Annotated in this window: 28 protein-coding genes; 7 read left to right on the forward strand and 21 right to left on the reverse strand. The window is 40.9% G+C overall.

Going from position 1 to position 24,342, the window contains the following annotated elements; translation table 11 throughout:
* Positions 1-51: 51 nt before the first annotated feature.
* The 7 genes from AC623_RS13085 to comGA are packed head-to-tail and all read right to left on the reverse strand — an operon-like array spanning position 52 to position 4,007.
* A complete protein-coding gene (locus AC623_RS13085) occupies positions 52-432 on the reverse strand; it encodes a competence type IV pilus minor pilin ComGG (RefSeq protein ID WP_049663156.1) in 381 nt (126 codons plus the stop codon).
* Positions 429-923 carry a competence type IV pilus minor pilin ComGF gene (gene comGF / locus AC623_RS13090; protein ID WP_197090970.1) on the reverse strand — a complete coding sequence of 165 codons (495 nt, stop codon included), beginning with the start codon at positions 921-923 and terminating at the stop codon, positions 429-431. Before comGF ends, AC623_RS13085 begins: the two co-directional genes overlap by 4 nt.
* The gene (locus tag AC623_RS21535) at positions 844-1,152 is read right to left on the reverse strand and encodes a type II secretion system protein (protein WP_049663159.1); all 309 of its coding nucleotides are present in this window, start codon (positions 1,150-1,152) and stop codon (positions 844-846) included. Before AC623_RS21535 ends, comGF begins: the two co-directional genes overlap by 80 nt.
* Positions 1,136-1,597, reverse strand: coding sequence for a competence type IV pilus minor pilin ComGD (gene comGD, locus AC623_RS13100; RefSeq protein ID WP_049663160.1), 462 nt, complete (start codon positions 1,595-1,597; stop codon positions 1,136-1,138). Before comGD ends, AC623_RS21535 begins: the two co-directional genes overlap by 17 nt.
* Positions 1,587-1,910 carry a competence type IV pilus major pilin ComGC gene (gene comGC / locus AC623_RS13105; RefSeq protein ID WP_269429920.1) on the reverse strand — a complete coding sequence of 108 codons (324 nt, stop codon included), beginning with the start codon at positions 1,908-1,910 and terminating at the stop codon, positions 1,587-1,589. The genes comGD and comGC overlap by 11 nt, the downstream gene beginning before the upstream one ends.
* 17 nt (positions 1,911-1,927) lie before the next feature.
* Positions 1,928-2,995: a competence type IV pilus assembly protein ComGB gene (gene comGB, locus AC623_RS13110; RefSeq protein WP_231603501.1), complete on the reverse strand. Its 1,068-nt coding sequence runs from the start codon at positions 2,993-2,995 to the stop codon at positions 1,928-1,930.
* Positions 2,922-4,007: a competence type IV pilus ATPase ComGA gene (gene comGA / locus AC623_RS13115; protein WP_049663163.1), complete on the reverse strand. Its 1,086-nt coding sequence runs from the start codon at positions 4,005-4,007 to the stop codon at positions 2,922-2,924. The genes comGB and comGA overlap by 74 nt, the downstream gene beginning before the upstream one ends.
* Positions 4,008-4,307: 300 nt before the next feature.
* Here comGA and AC623_RS13120 point away from each other — a divergent pair, with 300 nt between their 5' ends.
* Positions 4,308-4,550 (forward strand): DUF2626 domain-containing protein, encoded by a 243-nt coding sequence (locus AC623_RS13120; RefSeq protein ID WP_049663166.1) that lies wholly within the window; start codon positions 4,308-4,310, stop codon positions 4,548-4,550.
* A 141-nt stretch (positions 4,551-4,691) separates the two neighbouring features.
* On the opposite strand, the gene AC623_RS13125 is transcribed toward AC623_RS13120, so the two are convergent.
* Complete coding sequence (locus AC623_RS13125) at positions 4,692-5,324, reverse strand: MBL fold metallo-hydrolase (protein ID WP_049663168.1); 633 nt, start codon at positions 5,322-5,324, stop codon at positions 4,692-4,694.
* A 189-nt stretch (positions 5,325-5,513) separates the two neighbouring features.
* On the opposite strand from AC623_RS13125, the gene AC623_RS21125 reads away from it, so the two are divergent.
* The gene (locus tag AC623_RS21125) at positions 5,514-5,687 is read left to right on the forward strand and encodes a DUF2759 domain-containing protein (RefSeq protein ID WP_049663170.1); all 174 of its coding nucleotides are present in this window, start codon (positions 5,514-5,516) and stop codon (positions 5,685-5,687) included.
* A 106-nt stretch (positions 5,688-5,793) separates the two neighbouring features.
* Here the strand turns inward: AC623_RS21125 and AC623_RS13135 are convergent, their stop codons facing one another.
* From AC623_RS13135 to rpmG, 5 genes are all read right to left on the reverse strand, one after another.
* Complete coding sequence (locus AC623_RS13135) at positions 5,794-7,659, reverse strand: LTA synthase family protein (RefSeq protein ID WP_049663171.1); 1,866 nt, start codon at positions 7,657-7,659, stop codon at positions 5,794-5,796.
* Positions 7,660-7,909: 250 nt separating this feature from the next.
* On the reverse strand, positions 7,910-8,116 hold the full coding sequence (locus AC623_RS13140; RefSeq protein WP_049663173.1) for a YqgQ family protein: 207 nt from the start codon (positions 8,114-8,116) through the stop codon (positions 7,910-7,912).
* Between the two features lie 65 nt (positions 8,117-8,181).
* Positions 8,182-9,354 carry a rhomboid family intramembrane serine protease gene (locus tag AC623_RS13145; RefSeq protein ID WP_049663174.1) on the reverse strand — a complete coding sequence of 391 codons (1,173 nt, stop codon included), beginning with the start codon at positions 9,352-9,354 and terminating at the stop codon, positions 8,182-8,184.
* A gap of 73 nt (positions 9,355-9,427) precedes the next feature.
* The gene (locus AC623_RS13150; protein ID WP_049663175.1) at positions 9,428-10,003 is read right to left on the reverse strand and encodes a 5-formyltetrahydrofolate cyclo-ligase; all 576 of its coding nucleotides are present in this window, start codon (positions 10,001-10,003) and stop codon (positions 9,428-9,430) included.
* 67 nt (positions 10,004-10,070) lie between these two features.
* The gene (gene rpmG / locus AC623_RS21130; protein WP_077247170.1) at positions 10,071-10,220 is read right to left on the reverse strand and encodes a 50S ribosomal protein L33; all 150 of its coding nucleotides are present in this window, start codon (positions 10,218-10,220) and stop codon (positions 10,071-10,073) included.
* A gap of 214 nt (positions 10,221-10,434) precedes the next feature.
* Between rpmG and AC623_RS13155 the strand changes: the two genes are divergently transcribed.
* Positions 10,435-10,812, forward strand: coding sequence for a hypothetical protein (locus AC623_RS13155; RefSeq protein ID WP_049663177.1), 378 nt, complete (start codon positions 10,435-10,437; stop codon positions 10,810-10,812).
* Positions 10,813-10,816: 4 nt separating this feature from the next.
* Positions 10,817-11,296 (forward strand): endolytic transglycosylase MltG, encoded by a 480-nt coding sequence (locus tag AC623_RS13160; RefSeq protein WP_049663179.1) that lies wholly within the window; start codon positions 10,817-10,819, stop codon positions 11,294-11,296.
* A gap of 56 nt (positions 11,297-11,352) precedes the next feature.
* Here AC623_RS13160 and pstB read toward each other — a convergent pair whose 3' ends face one another.
* The 8 genes from pstB to AC623_RS13200 form a co-directional block, all read right to left on the reverse strand.
* Complete coding sequence (gene pstB / locus AC623_RS13165) at positions 11,353-12,168, reverse strand: phosphate ABC transporter ATP-binding protein PstB (RefSeq protein ID WP_049663181.1); 816 nt, start codon at positions 12,166-12,168, stop codon at positions 11,353-11,355.
* Between the two features lie 32 nt (positions 12,169-12,200).
* On the reverse strand, positions 12,201-13,091 hold the full coding sequence (gene pstA / locus AC623_RS13170; RefSeq protein WP_049663183.1) for a phosphate ABC transporter permease PstA: 891 nt from the start codon (positions 13,089-13,091) through the stop codon (positions 12,201-12,203).
* Entirely contained in the window at positions 13,091-13,996 is a 906-nt protein-coding gene (gene pstC / locus AC623_RS13175; protein ID WP_231603636.1) for a phosphate ABC transporter permease subunit PstC, read from the reverse strand. The genes pstA and pstC overlap by 1 nt, the downstream gene beginning before the upstream one ends.
* Positions 13,997-14,108: 112 nt before the next feature.
* Positions 14,109-15,071, reverse strand: a complete 963-nt coding sequence (locus tag AC623_RS13180; protein ID WP_049663187.1) for a PstS family phosphate ABC transporter substrate-binding protein — start codon at positions 15,069-15,071, stop codon at positions 14,109-14,111.
* Between the two features lie 151 nt (positions 15,072-15,222).
* Positions 15,223-17,439 (reverse strand): peptidoglycan D,D-transpeptidase FtsI family protein, encoded by a 2,217-nt coding sequence (locus AC623_RS13185; RefSeq protein ID WP_049663188.1) that lies wholly within the window; start codon positions 17,437-17,439, stop codon positions 15,223-15,225.
* A gap of 211 nt (positions 17,440-17,650) precedes the next feature.
* On the reverse strand, positions 17,651-18,883 hold the full coding sequence (locus AC623_RS13190) for an MFS transporter (RefSeq protein ID WP_049663190.1): 1,233 nt from the start codon (positions 18,881-18,883) through the stop codon (positions 17,651-17,653).
* Between the two features lie 87 nt (positions 18,884-18,970).
* On the reverse strand, positions 18,971-19,579 hold the full coding sequence (sodA, locus tag AC623_RS13195; RefSeq protein ID WP_049663191.1) for a superoxide dismutase SodA: 609 nt from the start codon (positions 19,577-19,579) through the stop codon (positions 18,971-18,973).
* 268 nt (positions 19,580-19,847) lie between these two features.
* On the reverse strand, positions 19,848-21,482 hold the full coding sequence (locus AC623_RS13200; protein WP_049663193.1) for a Na/Pi cotransporter family protein: 1,635 nt from the start codon (positions 21,480-21,482) through the stop codon (positions 19,848-19,850).
* 223 nt (positions 21,483-21,705) lie between these two features.
* Here AC623_RS13200 and AC623_RS13205 point away from each other — a divergent pair, with 223 nt between their 5' ends.
* The 3 genes from AC623_RS13205 (at position 21,706) to ispG (ending at position 24,319) form a co-directional block, all read left to right on the forward strand.
* Positions 21,706-22,494, forward strand: a complete 789-nt coding sequence (locus tag AC623_RS13205) for a DUF1189 domain-containing protein (RefSeq protein ID WP_049663195.1) — start codon at positions 21,706-21,708, stop codon at positions 22,492-22,494.
* 185 nt (positions 22,495-22,679) lie between these two features.
* Entirely contained in the window at positions 22,680-23,018 is a 339-nt protein-coding gene (locus AC623_RS13210) for a LysM peptidoglycan-binding domain-containing protein (RefSeq protein WP_049663197.1), read from the forward strand.
* A 203-nt stretch (positions 23,019-23,221) separates the two neighbouring features.
* Entirely contained in the window at positions 23,222-24,319 is a 1,098-nt protein-coding gene (gene ispG / locus AC623_RS13215; RefSeq protein ID WP_231603639.1) for a flavodoxin-dependent (E)-4-hydroxy-3-methylbut-2-enyl-diphosphate synthase, read from the forward strand.
* Positions 24,320-24,342 lie beyond the last annotated feature (23 nt).

The raw sequence follows: 24,342 nt of genomic DNA on the forward strand, positions 1-24,342 counted from the left end.
CTCCTGCAGTCGGTGTCATTTTTTCCAATTTCTGCTCGTTCTAAACACCTGCTATTCAATCCAGCGGACAATTTGTCGATCGGCCATGCTATAAATTATCCTTGTTGAAAATCTTGTTTCTGCTTTAGCCGTCTTTAAATGAATCGCTACTAATTCCTCTGTCTCGTCTGGTATCACTTTATATGTGACATCCCCACGATCTGTACGGTACATACCGGAAATCTCCTCTCCATTTTCCAGAAGCATGAAAATTTCCTGCAGTGCCATGAACTCTATCACTTTCGTTTCATAGTAGTCTGTTAAAAACAAAGCTGTTTTCTGCTTACTGACAAAGATTCCCGTTCCAAAAATGGCCGCTGTGCAAACAACGGTAAAGAGAAGAATCGTGTAAGGGAGAAGAACCCCCCTTTCATTACTGATTAAGCCTTTCATATTGCTTCCCCTGCAAAAAGATGAAGATACGCTCTTTCCTTTTCACCGTTTTTAAAAACAGCTCTTGTGCATAGTGAGGAATCGCACGGATAAAATTGCACAGAAGAAACTTCCTGCAAAATCATTTCATGTCCTCTGCCTCCAACCCTTCTCCTTATCCCCTCTTTATATTTCTCAATTGAAACCACTTCACCTTCTTGTATAAATGTGATTTGCTCATCTGTTATCTTCAGAGAATGAGACATATATAACTCTTTTCGCAGCTGCAGTACAAACAACTCCCATTCCGTTCTTCTTTCTGGATCAAGCTGCTCCTCCACCCGATAGACGGTCCCGTAGATAAGAGGAAAGAGAGCAGCCATACTAATAAAAATCATTAAAACAAATAAAGACTCTACCATCGTAAAGCCATTATTGTTTGTTAATACAAGAAGCTTGTCCCGATACTTTAAAGCAAGCGGCTGCCTTCGTCGTTTCCCAGGAAATATCATACTTCTCTCCCTCCTCTTCATAAACGACTTGAAAGTCCTTTCTTTCAAGCAGCCTCTTTCCACTCTCCTCATATAAGAACCTCATTCCTTTTTGCCGCTCCCATAGAGCTTTAGACTGTCCTGTCATTTGCACCATTAACGGCAGCACAGAGGCAGCCAACATCACAATTATCATTAAAGAAAGCAAGCTTTCTGCAAGCGTAAAGCCTCGTTCATTGTTCCGTAACATAAAATCTCCCCTTACCAATTTGAAAAACCAGCGAGATGTACCGACTTCCATACCTAAAACGAACGGTACCAAAGTTATTTGTATTCCCGTTTGGCAAAAAAGATAAAATCGTTAATGAACCATCCATATAACGAATCGTATCAGGCATGTTTCGTTGGACTAAAAAGTTTGCAGTAGAAGTGAGTGATCGGATTGTATAACAATTTTCTGTATAGAAGAACTTTACCTCTACTTTTTCCTGCCTGGCGATTGCATAAGACTGAGCGAAAAAAAGATCGGCCTGCAGCTGATTAAGAAACTGTTCTTTCTCGAAATGAGCTGCGAGCTTTGGAAAAGGAAGCACAGCGATAGAGAGTAAAACGATTATAATGGTAAGCACGACCATCGTTTCCATGAGCGTAAAGCCTCTCTCTTCTTTTGGTAACCGCATTCTTTTATGGAACAATGGATACTTCCCCATCTGTTCCAATCTTTAACTGGTCTCCATTCGGACAAGCCGTCTCATCATCTCTTAAATACCCTTTATCGGCCATTTCCTGAATGGTCGAAGGAAATTTATTAAGATCAATCCGATAAGCTTGCACCTGGCCTTGCACCATGTGTTTAAACGCCGTACATCCTTTTTTATTAATGCTATTACTCTGTTTTGCTACATTTGGTATAGCGATAAATAACAACACTGAAATGACTAATAAAACAATCATCATTTCAATGAGGGTGAAACCAGCCTCATTTTTATAGATAAATCTTTTTCTCACGAATAGATGCCTCCTTCTTAGATAGAACCGACCATTTGGAACATCGGCAGCATAACCGACAGGTAAATCGCAATTACAACAAGACCTACGCACAAAAAGATAGACGGCTGTAAAATAGACAAGCTTCTCTTTATTTTCTTTTCTAGTAAAGTCTCACAAAAATGACTGAACAAGAATAGTTCTTGAGCTAGCCGGCCATTCGTTTCACCATGACGAAGAATACGCGGAAGCTGAGGCACAAAGCAGGACATCTGTTCTGCTGCCTCTGCAAAAGACTGGCCTGTAACTAAACCGCTGTTTATTTCTGAAGCAACATGGCGCAGTACCGGGTGCATCGTCTGTTCTTGTAAGATTAGTAACACTTCATTCACCGCAAAACCGCTCTTCAGCAAAGAGGAAACCTCCTTTGCAAATAGGCGCGTAAAGAGCAACGGAAAATAAGTGGAAGTAATAGGAGTTTTTATGAGCCAATGGATTTTACTTTGGGGAGTTTGCCTTTGATATTGAAAAAAGACAAACAGAGAAGCAGCTGCCAGCACGCCAGCAGCTAATAAAATAAAGGGCGGTCCCTTTTGTAAAAAGGTGATGAGCAGAAACGTACTGCCGCTAGGGGTAAAGTTAAGAGCCGCATACAGCTCCTCAAAACGCGGCATTAAGAAGTAGTTTAAAAGAAACAATAGCATAAATAAAAGAAAGAGCAGAAAGAGTGGATATTGGAGCAGCTTTACTAATTTTTCCTTCGCCTGTTCTGTCTTTTTCCAGTGCTCGCCCGCATGCAGTAATGTTTCAGGCAGACGGCCATGCTTTTCGGCAAAGTACACTTGCAGACAAATCATGGACGGAAAATGAAGCATATGAAGAATTTCATTTAAAGGCGTACCCGCGTTTAGTTCAGTGCGAATTAATCGAATAGATTCACGATGATTACGGTCAAAATTGATTAGTAAAAATTCAAGCGCATCACCAATCGCAAAACCTTGATTTAGCATTTCTCCCAGCCTGAAAATAAATTCACCTTGATATCTTCCTGCTCTTCTCCTCTTCAAATACCCAGCGATCGTATTCAGTTTGAGAGAGATATCCAAGAGCAATCCCCTTCCTTAATAAATGTTTTAGCAACGGGTAATGGTATTGGCTCGCCTCTCCTTTCGCTTCATTTAACACGGCTTGCAAGTCTGTGCCGCTTAATATTTCGTATACAGTAGCTTGCCTGCGTTGTTTCTTTACAGGACAGTGAGGAGAACAATCCGCTCCGCATTTCGGACAGAGAAGATTAACAAGACGCTGTGCAGTAACCCCAATTAACGTTTGTTGGATCTCATGCCATTTTAGTCCAAACTCAAGCAGACGGAATATCGCTCCTTTTGCATCCCTCGTATGCAAGGTCGTTAAAACAAGGTGGCCTGTGAGTGAAGCACGGATTGCAATTCTAGCCGTCTCTTCATCACGGATTTCTCCTACCATAATCACGTCTGGATCATGCCTTAAAATAGCCTTTAATCCTGTTGAATACGTTACGCCGGCTTTTTCATTCACTTGTACTTGCAGCCATTGATCGTTTTGTTTTTCGACAGGGTCTTCGAGGGTAATCACATTTCGGCCGTGCTGGCTGGCACTATGCTGAATAAGCGAATACAGAGTCGTCGTTTTACCACTTCCAGTCGGACCTGTGAAAATAATTAATCCGTGAGAATGGGATAAAAGCGCGAGCAGTTTTTTAGCGGAGCTTGGAAACAAGGAAAGCTGCAGCAAGTCTGGTACGCCTTGTTGAGGAAGAAGACGAATGACGAGACTTTCTTTCGAGAGGGCCGTGGGCAATGTGGAGATTCGTAAAGAAATCAAAAAGCTGGATACTTCAAGTTGAAATGATCCGCTTTGCGGCTTTCGTTTCTCGCCGATATCCATCGAAGCCATAAACTTAAAATGAGAAATCAGTCTTTCACCTTCACGCAATGAAAACTGTCTATGGGGAATCAATTGACCTTGAGAGCGGATTTGAACAGCATAGCTATGTGTTCGGGGAATAAAGTGGATATCTGTCGAATTAAGAGTGAGGGCTTCTTGCAAAAGTTCTTCGACAGCTTTTTCAACCATCATTGTTCTTTATTTCACCACCTTTCATTTTGGCTCATTAACTTTATTCGACAGTAAACTAAAAACTCCTTCTTCTTTCTTTAAGTTTCTACAACAAGTTTTTAATCGTTCCTGCTAGGGGCTAGGGGAGAAAGTATATAAAAATCCACCATTTTACCTTATACATGCATTCATGGAGAGAGCATGATACTATGGAAATATCACGCAATCTTCACAAAGTGCGTGAAAGTTATGTTTACAATACTATTGTCGTTCCATTATAATAAGATACTGATGGAGTGACGAATAAAGGAGGGATACATAATGGATCGCATGTTCCGCGTATTAGCATTCTGGACTGGAATCTTTGCTGTCATGTTCTATCTTGGCGATATGCACAAAACAGCTTTGCTATTCCTCGGCCAGACCGGATTCTTCTTAATTGTAGGATATTTAAATTTAACTGAACGTATGTACGTGTACCTGTTTGCAGCATACTTAACTGTATTCTTCTGTGGATACAGCTACTGGACTACCTTTATGGTAACTCCTGGAGCAGGCCATTAATAAATGGTTCTGTCAGCCGGTCTATAATGGCCGGCTTTTTTATTTAGTTAACAATATAAGAAGGCTGTCTCAAAACAGAACCCGACCTTTTTCGCTCGATAAGAGAAGAAGATCTAACCGGTATGAGACAGCCTTTATTTTTTAAAATCCGTTTAAAAACGGATTACGCTCCATTTCATCGCCAATCATCGTAGCTGGTCCATGTCCAGGCAGAACAATCACTTCTTCCGGCAATGTCAATAAATGATCGTGAATGCTTCTAATCAATTGCTCATGGTTGCCACCTGGCAAATCTGTACGGCCGATGCTTCCCATGAATAACGTGTCACCGGCAAATACAGCATTCCCTTCTTCAAAGAAATAAGATATACTGCCTGGAGAATGGCCTGGCATATGAAATAACCGAAGAGAAAAACTGCCTATTGTTAAGGAATCCTCGTTTCCTAAAAGATGGTCAGCTGGCCGACCGCTGATTTCACCAAGCTGAAAACGAGCAGACCCATTTAAAGCCGGATTCGTGAGCCATTCTGACTCTTCTTTATGTATGTACACCGGGATGTCAAAAGCTTCTCTAACTTGTTCAACAGCCCCAATATGATCGAAATGAGCGTGTGTTAGTAAAATAGCAAGCGGTCGTAAATGATTTTCATTTAACCAGCTAACGAGCTTTTCTCCCTCTGCTCCCGGGTCAAATACGATGCACTCCCCCTTTTCATTAGAGAGAATATAACAATTGGTTTGCAGTGGGCCTAGCGGCAATTGTGTCCAATTCATATGATCTTCGTCCACCTTTCTTTTTAACTCTCTTTATCGTACCAGCCAATCCTATCTTTTTAAAGAACAATGATTTTTCAACTCGACAAACATTAAAAAAAACTATAGAATAGTGATGAATATGTACTAATTTTACATAATTGTCTTTAGTTGATGATTATCGAGTGATCTTAGAAAGGAGTTTGACTTATGAACGGCTTAGTAATTATCTTCGCTCTAATAGCTCTTCTTGCCTTGTTCAGTACGGTAAACGCTTTAAAAAACAAAAATATTCTAGGCATTATTTTTGGACTCGGCACGTTAGGAGTATTTGGATGGTTTACAATTATGACTGTGATCCATCAAGGATACCCTGCTGCCTGATCCACTTTTCAGACAAAACCCTCTCCAGCAGAGGGTTTTTTATTTTCCCTTCAACTTGATGGAACGACGAAAAAACCCTGCCGATTGCAGCAGGGTTTTACACATCTTATTTTTTGGCAGCATTCGGGTCATAGAAGCGAAGTAAATCACCGTAAATAATCCGATCAGAATAATTTAATTCTGTTGCTGCTTTTTCTATAGAAGGGGCACAGTAATTCTTTTCGATTGGCTGCTCTGTTGCTTTGTCCCAACACTTATTGTCCGCATACACATAATCTTTTGTTACAAAACGGCCGTCACGGAATACAGCTAAATCCTCATGATCTTTTGACAACAAATCTTGTCCGAACTGAAGATCATCTTTTGTTTCAATGCCAAGCAAGTGAAGGAGCGTTGGGCGAACGTCTATTTGTCCACCGACTTTATCAATCACTCTTCCTTTTACACCAGGTATGTGAATCATAAATGGAACTTTTTGCAGCTGAGTTGAAACAAATGGCGTAACTTCCTTACCTAGGTACTGGCTCATCGCTTCATTATGGTTTTCTGAAATACCGTAATGATCTCCATAAAGAACAATGACGGAGTTTTCATAAAGCCCGGCAGCTTTCAAGTCCTCGACGAATTTTTTCAATGCCTCATCCGTATAGCGTACTGTGACAAAATAACGGTTCAATGTCCCGCTGTTTGAAGTAAATTCATCAATAAATTGATCTTCCTCATCGTAATAAAACGGGTGATGATTCGTTAAAGTGATAAGCTTTGAATAAAATGGTTTTGGCATGTCTTTCATATGCTGCACCGATTGCTCAAAAAACGGGATATCCTTCATTCCCCAGTTAACACTATTATCCGCATTAATGTCATAGTCGCCTGCCTCATAAAAGCGCTCATACCCTAAAGACTTATACATGATGTCCCGGTTCCAAAAGCTTTTGTTATTTGCATGCATCGCATTAGAAAAGTACCCGTTCTCCCTTAACTTTTCTGCCATAGAATTAAATTCATTGCCAGAATGAGTGAAGAAGACGGCTCCACGGCTTAACGGATAAAGTGAATTCTCAGTCAAAAACTCTGCATCAGACGTTTTTCCTTGCCCTGTTTGATGATAAAAGTTGTTGAAATACAAGCTTTGTTTAGCAAATTGGTTCATAAACGGAGTAATTTCTTGACCATTCACTTTATTATTTATGACAAACTCTTGTGTGGACTCAACAGATACCATAATTAAGTTTTTTCCTTTTGCCACACCAAACAATTCATCATTCGGTTTAGCATAATTGGTATCAGAGTAGTTTTCAATATCTGCCAGCTCACTGCCATCCGCAAGCGCTCTTTGTGCAGATGACTTTGATTGTAAAATTACATCATAGATATGATAATTAAACGTTCCTATATTTTTCACGAGCATTTCACGGTCAAATGTTCTCGTTAAAAGCTGTGGGCGTTCAATTTCAGAAAGGCCTAGGTTTAAAAAGAACATCGCAGCCGCCGCTAAAAAGTAGGCCCGGCGGTTCATTTTTGTCATGGAATGAAAGCTGATAAGCTTGGGCTTCACTTTTAAAATAACCATGATCACAATAAGATCAGCAAAGTAAAACATATCATACCATTTAAATTCTTCGGTCACACTGTTTCCTAAATCGGCAAAGTTACTAGTCTGAAATAAGAGCGGCATCGTGATAAAGTCGTTAAAGAAACGATAGAAAACGACGTTTGCATAAAGCAAGAACGTAAGCAAGAAGCTGGTAATGATCAGATAGCGATTTCTAGCTTTTTCACTTTTAAAGAACATACTAATCCCCATAATAAGCATAATAAAACTCAATGGGTTAATAAAAAGTATAAATGCCTGCAATGTATTTTCGATTTCAATGTTAAAACTCGTTTGATAGATAATATACGTTTTAATCCATAAGAACAAAACGACAACAGCGATTAAAGATACATTGTTGCGTAAGGTTCCTTTCATTCAATAACCTCCTTAATACAAAGCGCACAGGTTCCCCTGTGCCATATAAAGCCGTTCATATGTAAAAACATCATAGCTAATCTTAATACTTTTTTTACAAAAAAGCAAACGAGAGAAAATAGAGATTTTGTAGAATAATAGTTTACACACCTGCTTTCTTCACCTTTTGTCATACGTATCAACAAGGAAAAAAGTTTCATTTTTATAAAAAAAAGGGACCGTTTGAAATGGTCCCTTCCCTCATGCCCGATTAACAGCCGCGCTTTTCTTTTTCTATTCTGCGCTCCTGTCTTAAAATGAGCACCGCCTGCTGAAAATCTTTCACTTCTAACAATTTCGAATCATACAAGTCCTTTATTTCGGCTTCCATCAAGTCCAAATCCGCTAGACGGTCGCCTACATAAACAAAAATGCCATACCGCTTTAAAAGCTGTTGCACATCCCACATCGTTTTCAACTTGTTCAACGGCCCCCTTACTAAATTTCTCCACTCGACCTTCACCCATTGTTAAATGATGCTTGTCATTCCGAAAAGCCTAAGTACAGCCCCCCCGCTGATAATAAAAACGCTGCCATCAGAAAAGCAAATTGCATCAACGGCTTTTTCTTGGCAGGAAAATGAACAGCTCCTGTTGCTAAAAAGCCCCCTATTAAGCCGCCTATATGTCCCGCGTTATCAATTCCTGATACCGAAAATCCAAAAACAAGATTAATCAAAATAACGACAATAATATTCATGCCCATTGTTCGGAAAAAAAGCCTAGGATAAATCACTCCAAAGTAAAGCAAAGCACCAAAACAACCAAAGATCGCCCCGCTTGCGCCAGCTGATAAGCTAGAGTTCATGACAAAACTTGCTAACGCCCCCATAAAGCCTGAAAATAAATAAATGAAGAGAAAGCGGAATCGTCCATATATCTGCTCTACAGCAGTTCCAAGGAAATACAAGGCGAAAGTATTCATCAGCAAATGCAAAAAGCCTATGTGTAAAAAGATAGGGGTAAAGAAACGCCACCACTCTCCTTCAAGAATAAGCGGGTTAAATTTTGCCCCGAAGCGGATTAAATTTTCCGAGTTGGTACTGCCTCCAGTCAGTTCTAACAATAAGAACATCACTACTTGAACAGCGATAAACAGATAGGAGAAAAAAGGGGTGGAAGAATGGAATACTTTTTGATCCTCTTCACTCCGTTTAACTGAATGAACAAGCGCAGCCCGTCTATAAGCCGCTGTTTCTTCTTCCGAACCCGCCTCAAAAAAAGACAGCTCGATCCCTCCTCGAAACAATCGGCCAAAAGATTCTGCTGCTTCTTTCATATGTCCATGCGTAAATAAGATAGACGTTACCTTCGTCCGTTCCCCCTTTGGAAAATAAACGGGTTCTTTTATGTAAGCTTCGTATTCATCAATCGGGGGATAAGGGGACAAATATAAATTGATGACCATCAATTCCCGCTTGCCTAGCTGCTTCCTAATGCTTTCCCCCATAGCGGCTGCTTGCTCGATATCACGGCGCATTTTGTTGCCCCAATCGAGTTCGCTGTATATCATGCGAATAATCTGCGCAGACTTGTTTGATAAGTTTTCGAACAATATTTCCTGGCGATTCTCATCCATTTGAACAATTTGGTAATCCTGCTCTACAACTAAAAAATACGCCAGCTTCCAAAACAAGTTATGTTCATAAGAACCCATTTCATCACTGCCTTTATTCGTTTTCTGTTTACAGTAACTATAACGAATGGAAAAAGCGAATGTAAAGCGAGGACTATTCACATGATGGTGTACAGAGAATCACTTCTTCTTCTGTAAGGATCTTCTTCACCGGCAAATCATGAGGCTCCTTCGGCAATTCCTCTACCAATTGTTGTGAAAAAGCAAGCGCTGCTGTTTTCCCATTGTAGCTTGCCAAAAAACGATCATAATATCCGCCACCAAAGCCGAGACGGCTGCCAGAGCGGCTAAAGGCTAATCCTGGCACAAGGATGAGGTCCATCCGAGAGCGGTCTACGATAGAAGTACATGAAGGGACTGGTTCATATAAGCCAGAATAAACCGTTTCTAATTCGGTAAATGCCGTAAGCTCATGAAAGTTCATCCCTCTCTCTGCCGGTATACACTTTGGTACTACAATCCTTTTTCCTTCTATCCAGCCTTGCCGGATGATCTGCCACGTATCAACTTCCGGCATATTGGAAACAGTTATAGCTACCGTTTGTGCTTCCTGCCATTCTTTTAAAGCAAAAAGACGACGGGCAATTTGAAAAGAATACTGCTCGTATGTAAGTCTATCTAATATTGACAACTCCGCTTTTATCCTTTGCCGCATACTTTGTTTATCCATAAAACCCCCCTGTTCTTTGTTTAGTTTTTATGTATTAAAAAAACAGCAGGAAATAAATCCCCGCTGCTTACTTTGTTTCACGGTGTGCAGTAACACGCTTTTCTCTAGAACAGTATTTTTTCAGTTCAAGACGATCAGGATTGTTACGCTTGTTTTTAGTAGAGATATAATTACGATCACCGCACTCAGTGCATGCTAAAGTGATATTTACGCGCATCTTTTTTTTCCCTCCAAACTTTTCAATACATTTGTATCTTCTTTACGACTTTTCTATAATAGCACTTTTCTTCTATAAATGCTAGTCTGACTTTACTATTCAATTACTTGACGGAAAATTCTGTCTTTATCTCTCCTCTTAGCATCCTGTAAAAGAAATAACCGGTTTGAATGTCCTTTAAATCACGCTATAATAAGCAGTGAGGTGAATAAAAATGAATGGACTCATTATTGGACTGGCCGTGGCAGGGGTTGTTTTTCTTTTATTATCTTTCTTTTTAAAGGACCGTTCCCGCCAGCTTGAAAAAGAAGTAGAAGAATTGTCTTTGCAATTCTTGCAAGAGACTTATCAACTAAAGAAAAAAATAAAGGTTCTTGAAGAAGAGTTGTTAATCGGACCTCCTGTCACCTCTCTGCAGGAAACAGCTGTTGCTAGTGAAACAACGGCTGGTATCAATGAAATCCTTAAAAACCAAGTGATCTCCCTCTATTATCAAGGAACAAGGATAGAGGACATCGCCAAGCAATCCTCTCTTTCTCTTTCACAAGTTCGGCATATTTTAACACCCTATTTGAATGAAGGAAAAGGATGATAGTATGAATAAACAATCAGTAAGAGCCTTTGCATTCGGCCTGCTTGCAGCTTCCTTAGCTCTTTTTGTTTATCAAGAAGCAGCCGGCGCAAACTCTACGTCATTATCCAAGTCAGCTATGATTCAAAAGCTAGAAAAAGAGCATTATGTCGTCTTAACCGCCAAGGAGGACATACAACAGAAGCAGGAGAAAGAGCAGCTGCAACAGAAACTAAACCGTTTTACTGCTAAAAACGACCAAAACGGTTCACCAAAAAAAGAAAAGACACGACAAAAAAACTCCTACACTTTGCGCATCGAATCAGGCATGTCTTCCTCTGAAGTTGGACGGCTCCTTGAAAAAGCCGGTGTTATAGAGGACAGCGAAAAATTCAACACCTATTTAACGGACAACGGCTATGCCGAAAAACTCCAAGTTGGCGAACATACCGTTCATCCATCTATGTCTATGAAGGAAATGGCTGTTGTTTTAACAACCAAATAGAGGCTGCCCTCGAAAGGGCAGCCTCTATTTTCTTTCGTACTTCCAAAAATAGTGTATTAGCCGAATCGTCCTGTAATATAGTCTTCTGTACGATGATCTCTTGGATTATTAAAAATCGTGTACGTATCATCATACTCCACAACCTCTCCATTAAGGAAAAAAGCCGTCTTGTCTGAAATACGGGAAGCCTGCTGCATATTATGCGTAACAATAATAATAGAATACTTTTCTTTTAAGTCTTGAATCAGCTCTTCTACTTTTAATGTGGATACCGGATCAAGCGCAGAAGTCGGCTCATCCATTAATAATACATCCGGCTCTAAAGCAAGACTGCGCGCAATACAGAGGCGCTGCTGCTGCCCGCCTGATAATCCATATGCTGAATCATGAAGTCTGTCCTTCACTTCATCCCAAATAGCTGCTTGGCGCAGGCTCTTCTCTACTGTTTCATGAATCAGTTTCTTATTTTTAATTCCATGGATTCGTAATCCAAAAGCAATGTTTTCAAAAATTGATTTCGGGAATGGATTTGGTTTTTGAAATACCATGCCGACTCTTGTACGCAATTCCTCTACATGAAAGTCTTTGCTGAAAATGTTTCTCCCCCGATACTCAATGGCACCGGATGTTTTAACATTTGGCACAAGATCGACCATACGATTCAGCGTCTTAATATAAGTAGACTTTCCGCAACCCGAAGGGCCAATGATCGCAGTTACTTCTCTTTCTTTCATGTCAAGATTAATATTTTTTAAAGCATGATGATTGCCATACCAGAGATTGCATTTTTTTGTGCTATACACGGTTTGACGCTCAACAGGTGCTTGTTCATTGATTTTCTTTTCTTTCGTTTTAAAGGCGACTAATGCCATTTTATTTCCTCCTCGTTGGCTTTCGACTATCCTCAGTATTTATTCTCATAGCGATTACGAATCCATACGGCGACCGAATTCATTAAGATTAAAATGACAAGCAGAACGATGATGCCTGCCGCTGCAAGAAAGTGAAACTCCTCCTGTGGTCTGCTCGTCCAGTTATAAATCTGCATAGGCAGAGCGGTAAACGAGTCAAATACACTTTTAGGCAGGAAAGCGACAAATGCTGGAATACCGATGACCACTAACGGAGCTGTCTCTCCTATAGCTCGGGAAAAAGCAAGGATGCTTCCTGTTAAGATACCTGCTATAGCGGAAGGCAGCACAACTCGTAGAATCATTTGCCATTTTGTAGCTCCAAGTCCGTACGCCGCTTCTCTCAATTCTTTTGGTACCGCTCGGATTGCTTCCTGAGAAGCCACAATGATCACTGGAAGAATGAGTAAGCTCATCGTCAAACCAGCTGATAGAATACTGTTTCCAAGAAAAAGAACCCGGACGAAAAGAGTTAATCCTAATAAACCGAAAACAACAGACGGAACACCAGCCAAATTAGAAATGTTCATTTGGATAAAACGAGTCATTCGATTTTTACCCGCATATTCTTCGAGATAAACGGCTGTCCCAACCCCTAATAGTAACGAGACTGGCACAACGACAGCCATCATCCACAATGTACCTATAACAGCCGCTTTAATTCCAGCCTGTTCAGGTCGTCTTGAAGCAAAGTTTTGTAAGAAATCCCACGAAAGATGAGAGGCACCTTGCGAAAAAATTCGCGCAAGAAGCACTACGAGCAGGATAAAAGTGAAAAGAGCAGCGAGTAAAAACAATCCTTTGTATATCTTGTTCTTTAAAAGACGAACGGGGATTTTGTTAATCATTTCGTCTGTATGAATGTTTTTTTGTACGTTCTCCATCAATATTCCTCCCTGAACCTTCTGGAAATTCTCTGTGCCAGCATGTTCATAGCGAGTGTGAAAAGAAACAGGGTAAAGCCAACTGCGTAAATACTATAGTAAATAGTAGTTCCAAACCCGGCATCACCTGTGCTGACTTGAACAATGTAAGAAGTCATAGTCTGCAATGACGTAGTCAAATCTAATGAAGCAGTCGGAGTTGATCCTCCGGCAATAGAAACAATCATTGTTTCACCAATGGCCCGGGAAATAGCCAGTACGATAGAAGCCATAATACCTGACAATGCAGCCGGAAAAGCAACCCGCCAAGTCATTTCCCATTTAGTCGCTCCCAGTGCTAAAGCTCCTTGACGAACCGAGTCAGGCACAGAAGAAAGTGCATCTTCTGAAAGTGAGACAATCATCGGAATGATCATCATGCCGACCACTATGCCCGGGCTGACCGCATTAAACATTTCCAATGAAGGAAATATAGCACGAAGCAATGGAGTAACAAATGTTAAGGCAAAGAATCCATATACGATGGTCGGGACCCCTGCCAGCACTTCTAATATTGGCTTCATGAGTTTTCTAACTCTTTCCGATGCATACTCACTTAAATAAATCGCAACAGCAAGACCGATCGGAACAGCCGTGATTGAAGCAATTAAGGTGATCTTTAATGTACCTACCAATAAAGGCAACACCCCATAGGAAGCGTCCGTCTTAGAAAATGGATACCATTCTTTTTTTGTTAAAAATTCAGCTATTGATATTTGTTTAAAGAAGGTAAAGGTCTCCACAATTAAAGTTAAAACAATTCCAATTGTTGTGACAACAGACACAGCTGCCATTAAAAAGAGAAGGACCGGAATCACTTTTTCTCCCCTGCTGAGAAAGCCGTTTTGATATTTTTTCTCAAGCAGGCTCTGGACCTGATTTTGACCATCGTTCGTTTTCAAAATGAAAACTCCTTTCAACCTTGTACAAGCGGGTAGATGTTCCCCCACCCGCTTGTACGTTTATCTGTTTTTCAGATTATTTCTTTAATCCTTCTAGTGTTTCCAAATCTTTTTTATACTCTTCTTCCGGAAGCTTTACATAACCAACTTCCTCTGATAGAGAGCCAGCATTTTCAATCGTAAATTTCAAGTAATCATAAACAGCTTCATCTTCTGCTACTGCCTTGTTAGCAGCATATGTGAATAGCGGTCTTGATAATGGAGCATACTCGCCGCTCTCAATTGTTTCGTTCGTTGGTTCTACTGCACCTTTTCCAGCGTCAATTGGAACTACTTTCAACTTATCTTTATTTTCTAGGTAATAAGCATAGCCAAAGTAACCAATTCCACTCTTTTCTCCTGTTACACCTTGTACAAGGACATTGTCATCTTCAGATAATACAGCTGACTTGTCGATCTGCCCGCCTTCAAGGATTACTTCATCAAAGTAATCATACGTACCTGAGTCAGTACCTGGTGAGTAAAGCTTAATTTCTTCTTCAGGCCATCCTTTACGAATATCAGACCATTTTTTTGATTTCCCGTTATCAAGCCAAATCTTCTGCAATTCTTCCACTGTTAGGCTGTCCACCCAATCATTATCTTTGTTCACCACAACGGAAAGACCGTCGTACGCTAGTTTAAATTCAGTAAAATCGATTCCTTTTTCCTCTAATGCTGCTTTTTCTTCATCCTTAATCGGACGGGATGCATTGCTCATTTGTGTTTCGCCAGCAATAAATTTCTCAAAGCCGCCGCCTGTTCCTGAGTAACCAACTGTTACTTTTACGTTCGGCTGTTCCATCATGTATTCTTCAGAAACAGCTTCCATGATTGGAAAAACAGTAGAGGAGCCATCGATCTGTATATTTCCTTGCATTTGTTTATTTTCTTCTGCTGATTGTTCAGCGTTTCCCTCACCGCTCGTGTTATTACATGCCCCCAACACTAACGCAGTGCTCATCATTGCTAAACCCGTCAACACCTTTATCTTTTTCATTCTGTTCTCCCCCTGCCAACTTGTAAGTTTTTGTTGTTCTTTACAGTAATCAGATTAAGGGAAAACTATTAAATAGGTTTTAATAGAATGTTAATGTTTTGTAAATCTCCATCTTTCAACAAAAAAAGCAGCAGGCTCAAAAGCCTGCTGCTTATTCTTCCTCTGTAGTTTCCTCATTATTTTCGCTATTTGTACTTTTCTCTTCATCTTCCACACTATCCTTTGAGCGAATGTCTTTTTCAATGACAACGTCTGGTGTTTCTTCTTTCGCTCGTTGTGCTTTTAATTCAAAATATTTGTCGAGCACTTTTCGCCCAACGTTATTATTAAGGGGAGCCGAATTGGCACTATGCTGATAGGCCCAAGGAACAACAACCGCAAATGCTACCTCGGGATTGTCATAAGGAGCGTAGCCAACAAGGTTTACGTTCCAAGTCATTGGCAGCTGCTCGCCTCTTTTTAAATAGTCCTCACGCTTGGGGCCATCATACAAGCCTTCCGCTGTCCCAGTCTTGCCTGCTGGATTATAGTCGACACCAGCGAAGTACTTTTTAGCTGTACCTTGCGAGCCATGCATAACCGCGTAGAAACCTTCCTGTACATGCTTAATCTCACTTGAAGTAGCATCTAGACGATTTAACACTTGAGGTTCGACTTCTTCTACTACTGGTCCAATTTTTCCTGTTTCAGCAATTGGCTGACGGATCTCCTTGACGATATGAGGCTTCATTCGATAGCCGCCATTAGCAATTGTTGATACGTATTGTGCGAGCTGTAACGGTGTATACGTATCGAACTGCCCAATGGCGAAGTCAAGTGCCAAACCTGGCTGAGTAAGTTCTCCCTGGAAACCAACTTGCTCATTCGGTAAATCAATCCCAGTACGAACACCGAGACCAAATTGGCTAAAGTAGCGTCGCATCGTCGGCATCGTTTCCGGGGAAATTCTTAATGGTCCATTCGGGCGATATTTCGCTTTTCCGATTTTCATTGCTGTTTTAAACATATAAACGTTAGAAGAGCGCATGAGAGCATATTGATCACTGATGCCCATTGCGCCGCCCCGGTTAAACCAAGAACTTTTTGTCTTGCCTCCTGAACCTGCAAATTTCAGAGGCTCATCGACGAGATATTCACCTGGATGAATCGCCCCGGTCATATAACCCGTTAAGACGGTCGCTCCTTTCACAACAGATCCCATCGTGTAAGAAGTGGTCAGGTTACCGAGCGCGAAGTCCCGCATCTCTGCTTTCCCATCTTTTACGACATATTGCTTGCCGGCAAGCGTTAAAATTTCACCTGTATTAGGGTCCATGACTGTCACAAATATCCGGTCAAGAAGCGGATGGCCTCCTTGGCGTTTTGCTTGTCCAAGTTCTTCTTCAATAATCTTTTCAACTGCCAGTTGCAGATCCATATCAATGGTTAAAACTAAATCGTTTCCGCGCTGTCCTTCACGGACTACTTCAGAATCAAGAATATTCCCCGACTTGTCGGTAACATTTTTCACCTTTGTTTTCTGACCGCGCAGTACTTCCTCATATTGATACTCAATATAACTTTTGCCGACACGGTCATTGCGGCTGTAATCTCTAGAAAGATAGAAGTCAACCATCTCTTTTGGCAAACCTTCACGAGAGGAGGAAATATTGCCGAGTACCGTTTTTAGCGTATTATCATAAGCATACGCTCGATCCCAGTCAGTCGTCGTGTTCACGCCTGGAAGGGAGGCTAAGTTCTCACTGACCACTGCATACTCTTCTTCTGATACATTTTTGTTTTTAACGACTTGCGGTGTCATCGCGTAACCAGAAGTAAATTCACGATAAATCGCAAGCACTTCTAAATCTTGTTTCGTTAACGTTTTTAAATCTTTCTCCGTAATGCGGTCAAGCTGCATTTGATATAATTCTTTTGAAGAAATTTCATTCTCGTTAGCCTTTTCCCATTCCTTATCCGTAATTTTTTTCTTCGCTTTTTCCTCATTTTTAATAAGCCAGTAATCTTTTTTATCTCGTTCAGTCACCTGATCTGTTTCTTTATTAATCAGCTTTGCGAGCTTTTCTGCTGTCTCCAGCATTTCTTCCTGCGTAGCTCCTTTTTTGCGCGTATAAGTGATAGCATTCTGCGGAACATTATCCACTACAATTTGGCCGTTGCGATCAAAGATCTTCCCACGCGGTACACTTGCATTTACTGTTACGTCTTCTGTTCGCTCAATTTTCCGCTGATAATCTTCCCCCTGGACAATTTGCACAATTCCCAGTCTGAAAATTAAGATCGAAAAAAGCAAAAAGACAACAAAAAACATCATGTTCATCCGAAAAGGAACATGTGTCTTCTTCTTTCTCTTTGTTTTTTTCACCATTCATTATCCTCTCTGTTCAAAATCTATTAATCTCTATTCCCCATTTTAAACAACTTCCTGTTTTTTTTCTACATTCAAGCCTAAAAAGAGACTTGGATTAATTGACCAAGTCTCAGAACATACATAAAATTCACTTTAAACACTTCAAAGCACGAGATGACCAACAGAGTTATAAGCATCAAGGGAGTTTGTCAACAACGAGAGACTCGGCTTAATTGGCCAAGTCTCTAACAGACTGCCCGTTCACTTTTCGAATGCATAAATAAATAAAACTGTGTCCCGCTCCCAGAATCACGAGCAGAAATGGGATGCTTTCTTTTTCGTCAAATAAGGTAATCGCTACAATAAAAGACAAGATCGAGACAACCCGGCCAATATTAATAAATATCTCTCTGACAACGATGTATTCTACCCTTCTTTCCGCCGCTTCCCTGCTTCTGCCGATCACATCATATGTCATCGATAAGTAAGGTACAAGCAAAAATGGATAAGCCACCGCAATGATCGCCGCATAAATGAGGAGCTTTGTGAACGTTAAATCCACTATAATTAAGAAGAGCGACAGGAACAGTGTCATACCGCCTGCAAGAATGACTCTTTTTCGGTACTGCTCCTTCACTAGTTTCACGGCAAGTGAATAACTAAAAAAAGAAACACCCGAGTAAACAAGCCCATACGTGCCAAGGGCCAGCTCACTCCCAGTTGTGACAAAGACAAAAACTGAAATAACAAAAACAAAAACGCCTTCTCTTAACCCTTGGAAAAAGTGAGCGTTTAAGATTCGTTTCCAATCCGGATGACGATCTCTTTCCTTCCAAACTTCCAAAAGCTGAAAGCGGCCGCTAGAAGGGCGCCTTTTTAACATCAGACTTAATAAAACAGCAACTACGAAACAGCCGAGCGAAATGCCGAAAATAATAAAATAACCCGTATTAGACGTAAAACGGCTAATAATAAAGCCAGCTGCGATCGGTCCGATCATGCCGCCCATTGAAAGCAAGGAGCCGAAAAAACCGTTAAAGAAATCTCTCGTTTCCGGTTCCGTAATTTCAAAAGTCAACACATTGTAAGCCAGCCAGTAAAACCCATAACCGATACCGAGCAGTGCACCAAGAAATACGATCCATTCTGACGCCTGACTGCCGATCAATAGAACCGCTATATAAAAACAGCCAAGGAATAAAACGCCCATCCTTAATACGATAATACGGTCTACCTTTTTGGCACATTGGCCTGCAGCCACATAAGCAAATAATTCAAAGACAACAGCTGTCAAATTATAAATGGCCAAATCAATGAATTGGCCGGACTGTCTCCACAAAAAAATATTTACAAACGTATTGGACAACGCCACACTCAGGGAGTATAAGCCGCCAATAAACAGCAGCAGTCCAAGATCCTTCGACAGCGCTAAGTGGCGGAATCTCTTTCGAATGATCGACAAGATGTATCCCCCTTTCTCCTATAGCGTTTGGAGAAAAGGAGAAAGTTATTCAAAAAAGCGAACCGATTTCTCGGTTCGCTTCATCAATTATTTTCCTTCTTGATAACGTTTCGCTACTTCGTCCCAGTTGACAACATTCCAGAAAGCGTTAACGTAGTCAGGGCGACGGTTTTGGTAATTTAAGTAGTAAGCATGCTCCCAAACGTCTAAACCAAGGATTGGTGTTTTGCCTTCCATGATCGGAGAATCTTGGTTTGGTGTGCTTGTGATTTCTAATTCACCGTTATTCACAACAAGCCATGCCCATCCAGAACCAAAGCGGCCTGCAGCTGCAGCAGCGAATTCTTCTTTAAACTTATCAAAGCTGCCAAATTTACTGCTGATAGCATCAGCTAATTCGCCAGTTGGTGCTCCACCGCCGTTTGGAGAAAGAAGCTGCCAGAATAAAGAGTGGTTCGCATGGCCGCCGCCATTATTACGTACAGCTGTGCGCACGCTTTCTGGAACAGCGTCTAAGTTAGCAATTACTTCTTCTACTGACTTGTTTGCCAGCTCATCTTGCCCTTCAAGCGCTTTGTTTAAGTTTGTTACGTATGTGTTATGGTGCTTTGTGTGGTGGATATTCATTGTTTCCTTGTCGATATGAGGCTCCAGTGCGTCATATGCGTAAGGTAATTCAGGTAATTGGAATGCCATAATAAATTCCTCCCTATGTAATATTTGTTTCACGAACTTCAACTATAAGAGTAACAAAACTGAAAGCGCTAATCAATAATAAAGCTTATAGCATTTAAAGAAAAAGCAGCCGTTCTCTCCGGTTCAATCTGATCAGGAGAACAGCTGCTCTTTTCTCTAGTGAGTCTGCCGACAAGGATTCGCTCTTTTCTTTACTCGCCAGATAAGCGTTTTTAATTAAATCTAGAGCAGTGAGGTCTTTGACCGCCTTCTCTATGTTTAATCATTTTTATACATGTCTAAGCCCTAAAATAGCCTCGGCAATATTAACAGCATGATCACCCATTCGCTCAAGGTTGCTAATAATGTCAACGTATACAATGCCGGCCTGTCCTGTACAAAGACCTTCGTTCATACGCAGAATATGCTGTTTGCGCAGCTTTCTTTCCATTTTATCAATTAACTCTTCTTTTTGAGTTACTTCTTTGGCTAAGTTTAAGTCGTTTTCATCAAGTGCCTTGATGGCCTCATTAACAGCTGCGATTGTTAAAGCAAACATTTCTTCTAAGTCCGCCATTGCCTGATCGGTAATTTTCACTTTATTCGCCTGCTGATAATCAATAAGCTCAATAATATTTTCACAATGGTCACCGATACGCTCAATATCGCGAACGGCATCGATTAGCGTATTGTGTTTCTCCAGTTCTATTTCTGAAAGTGAGGTTCCCGACAGATGAACTAAATAGTCTGTAATTTTTTTATCCAGATTATTTAGGGCCTCTTCTATTTGAGTCGCCATGTCCGCATGCTTTTGATGCTTTGTTTTTAAATAGGTGTGCACTTCTTCCATCCCTCTGACGGCAAACTCCCCCATACGGATCACTTCTTCTTTTGCTTGTCCAAGCGCAATGGAAGGCGATTGTTCAATAAAAATCGGATCGAGATGCTTCGCTTTATATTCAATAACCGCATCTTCTCCCGGAATAAGTTTCGTTACAACCATAGCGAGTACACCGACAAAAGGAAGCTGGATTAATGTATTTGTGACATTAAATGTTCCATGTGCAAAGGCTATTACCATTTTTGGCTCCAGATTTAGAGCACCTGATAAGTAAAGGATAAACTGGGTAAACAAAGGAAGAATAATCAAAAAGATCACTGTTCCAATTACATTAAACAATACGTGAGTGGCAGCTGCTCGTCTCGCCGCTACGGAAGCGCCAATAGAGGCTAAAACAGCTGTAATGGTCGTCCCGATGTTATCTCCGAAAAGAACCGGCAATGCAGCATTTAAATCTAACAAATTCTCTGCAAACAAACCTTGCAAAATTCCGATTGTAGCACTGGAACTTTGAACGATAACAGTGAAAATCGTTCCAACTACTACCCCTAGGATCGGGCTCGAACTCATATTGACAGTTAAATCATGGAATGTCTCTAATGAACGCAACGGCTTCATGCCATCACCCATTAACTCTAAACCAAAGAAAAGAGAGCCGAACCCGAAAAGAATCATTCCTAAGTTGTGCATTTTCTTGCTTTTGAAAAAGAAAATAAATACGGCACCGAGCGCCAAAATAGGCAAAGCGTAAGCGCCGACGTCAATCCCAATGATAAAGGCGGTTACGGTTGTCCCGATGTTAGCTCCCATAATGACCCCGATAGCCTGCCTTAACTTCATAAATCCAGCGCTAACTAAGCCGACTGTGATAACAGTGGTAGCAGAACTGCTTTGAATTAAGACCGTAACAAGAATTCCCGCTAATACTCCCATCAAGGGATTAGTCGTAAACCGGTCTAAAATGTCACGCAATCGGTCTCCTGCCGATTGTTGCAGCCCGTCCCCCATTAGCTTTATTCCATACAAAAATATACCAAGACCACCCAAAAACTGGAAGATCATTTCTTGGACGTTGATCTCCATCTTTTCAACTCCTAATCAAATGAATTCGACAAAACTTGCAAACCCTCTACAATTATTAATAAAACGCAATGGATAAGTAAATGCTCTTAATAAAAAATTTACAATTCATTAACATTGAGAGGCTTACATTACACTTATGTTACAAAACAAACAGAGAACTATTCACTAAGCTTGAAAAAACAAGAGAAATCGGAATAGAATAACGAGAAGGAGGATTTACAATATGAACATTTTTCACCAGTTATGGAAGAGCCTCTATTCTCCAAAAACGATTTCTTTTTTTCGCTTTCAAGGAATAGGCAAAACCATTTCTTACATTTTTTTATTAATGCTGCTCTCATCTCTGCCTTTTATCATCCAATTTAGTCTGCTGGCAACGGGCGGTCTCTCCTCATTTAAAGAAGCAGTGAAGAAAGATCTGCCATCTTTTACGATTAAGAACGGCCAACTTACTTCTCCTGAAACAAAAACGAAATGGTTGAAAAACGGAGTCACTGACATTGTTTTTGATCCGACAGGTACCGTTTTGGCTAGCGATTTATCTAACAAAGATCAGGCTATTGGGCTTTTAAAAGAAGAGCTTGTTTTATCAGCAGGAGGACAGCTGCAGACGATCTCTTATGATTTTCCAGGCATCACAGCGATAAACAAGGAGACAGTGATTCAGTATACTCATTCGCTCCAAGCTTATTCAGCCATCATTTTACCGGTTCTTTTTATTCTTTATTATCTTTTCACCTCTTGTATGGGTTTTATAAAAGTCTCTGTTTTGGCTGCTATCGGTATGCTTTTTAAACAGGCAACAGGCAGAAAATTGTTCTACCGGCAAAGCTGGCGTCTTGCTGCCTACGCTATGACACCGGCCATTATACTTTTTTCTCTGCTGCGTTTAGCAGGCATTACATTGCCTTTCAGCTTCTTTATAGACTGGCTGATAACGGCTCTTATGCTCTTTTTAGCTGTCCGTTCTATTCCACTGCCGAAGTCTAAAAAGCAGAAAGCAGCGAATTAACCGCTGAGACTGTAGATAAAGCCTCTTTTATACATGATAGCCCTTCAATATGCAAAACATAATTACAAGCGCCGGCAGACGAACAACGAAGAAATTGAGCGTTTATCAACAGCCGGCCTCCTTTTTTCTCTTTTGCTGGTCTATTTTTTTAGGACAAGCATATAGTAGGAAAAAGAGGTGGAATTATGAAAAATTTTTTAATTTTTATCACTCTTATCGTCATCGCTGCCGGCCTCTGGAACGACTTCACCAATGGCTCACTGCCTCGTATAGATCGCATAGAAGAAAATGAAAAGAAGGCTGTAAAAGCGGAAAGCAAAAGTCTGCCTTCTGCCCCCTATGAAGAAATAGAAGTAAAAGCTGGTGACACGGTTCTTTCTATACTGGCTTCCTTGCACGGCGGCCAACTTCCTGCGGATCTTGAAACAGCAATGGCTGACTTTCAAAAATTAAATAATGGTGTTTCCCCGGACAATATTCGGCTGGGTGCACGCTATAAATTTCCGCTATATGAGGATGAGTAAAAATCGGATTCTCCGTAGCTGTACTTATTAGGATAAGGCACGAACAATAAAACGCTTTACGGCAAGGTTCTCGACGCCCGCCTATACGAAAGAAACCTTTTTCCGTTGTCATTTTCTTGTCAGATCTGCCCGATTACTGTTACAATTGATGATTGAAGCAGCTTTTTATCAGAATGAAAAGGGGCGAGTCACCATTGAGTGAAATTATCCACCGTTCAAATACACGCCCGGTGAAAGTCGGAAACTTAACCATCGGCGGAAGCAATGAACTATTTATTCAAAGTATGACAACAACCAAAACTCATGATGTCGAAGCGACGGTTCAACAGATCCATCGTCTTGAAGAAGCTGGGTGCCAAATTGTTCGTGTTGCTTGTCCGGATGAGCGTGCTGCTAATGCCATCGCAGCAATTAAAAAACAAATTAATATCCCACTAGTCGTGGATATACATTTTGACTATAAGCTCGCTCTCAAAGCGATTGAAGGCGGAGCAGACAAAATACGGATCAATCCAGGGAACATCGGCCGAAGGGAAAAGGTAGAAGCCGTTGTCAATGCTGCTAAAGCGAAAGGCATTCCGATTCGTATCGGTGTCAACGCGGGAAGTCTTGAACGCCGTATTTTAGAAAAGTACGGTTATCCTACAGCAGATGGCATGGTAGAAAGTGCTCTACACCATATCAAAATTTTGGAAGATCTCGATTTCCATGATATTATCGTTTCGATGAAAGCATCGGATGTTAATTTAGCCATTGAAGCATATGAAAAAGCTGCACGAGCATTTGATTATCCGCTTCACCTTGGCATTACCGAATCCGGTACTTTGTTTGCTGGTACAGTAAAAAGCGCTGCCGGTCTGGGGGCGATCCTAAGCAAAGGCATCGGAAATACGTTACGTATTTCCTTAAGTGCCGATCCTGTTGAAGAAATAAAAGTCGCAAGAGAGCTATTAAAAGATTTTGGTCTTTCTTCCAATGCTGCTACCTTAATCTCCTGCCCAACGTGCGGCCGCATTGAGATTGATTTAATCAGCATTGCCAATGAAGTGGAAGAGTACATCCAAAAAATCAAAGCACCTATTAAAGTAGCTGTGCTCGGCTGTGCTGTAAACGGACCGGGAGAAGCACGCGAAGCAGATATTGGCATCGCCGGCGCGCGCGGTGAAGGCTTGCTATTCCGAAAAGGACAGATTGTTCGTAAAGTACCAGAGGAAACGATGGTAGAAGAATTGAAAAAAGAAATTGATAAAATTGCTGAAGAATACTACCGTCAGCAAGAAGCAGAAGCACAAAACGTATAAAAGCCTGGCATTCGCCAGGCTTT

Origin of the sequence: Bacillus sp. FJAT-27231, assembly GCF_001183975.1 — a bacterium.
In the GTDB taxonomy this organism is placed as follows: domain Bacteria; phylum Bacillota; class Bacilli; order Bacillales; family Domibacillaceae; genus Pseudobacillus; species Pseudobacillus wudalianchiensis.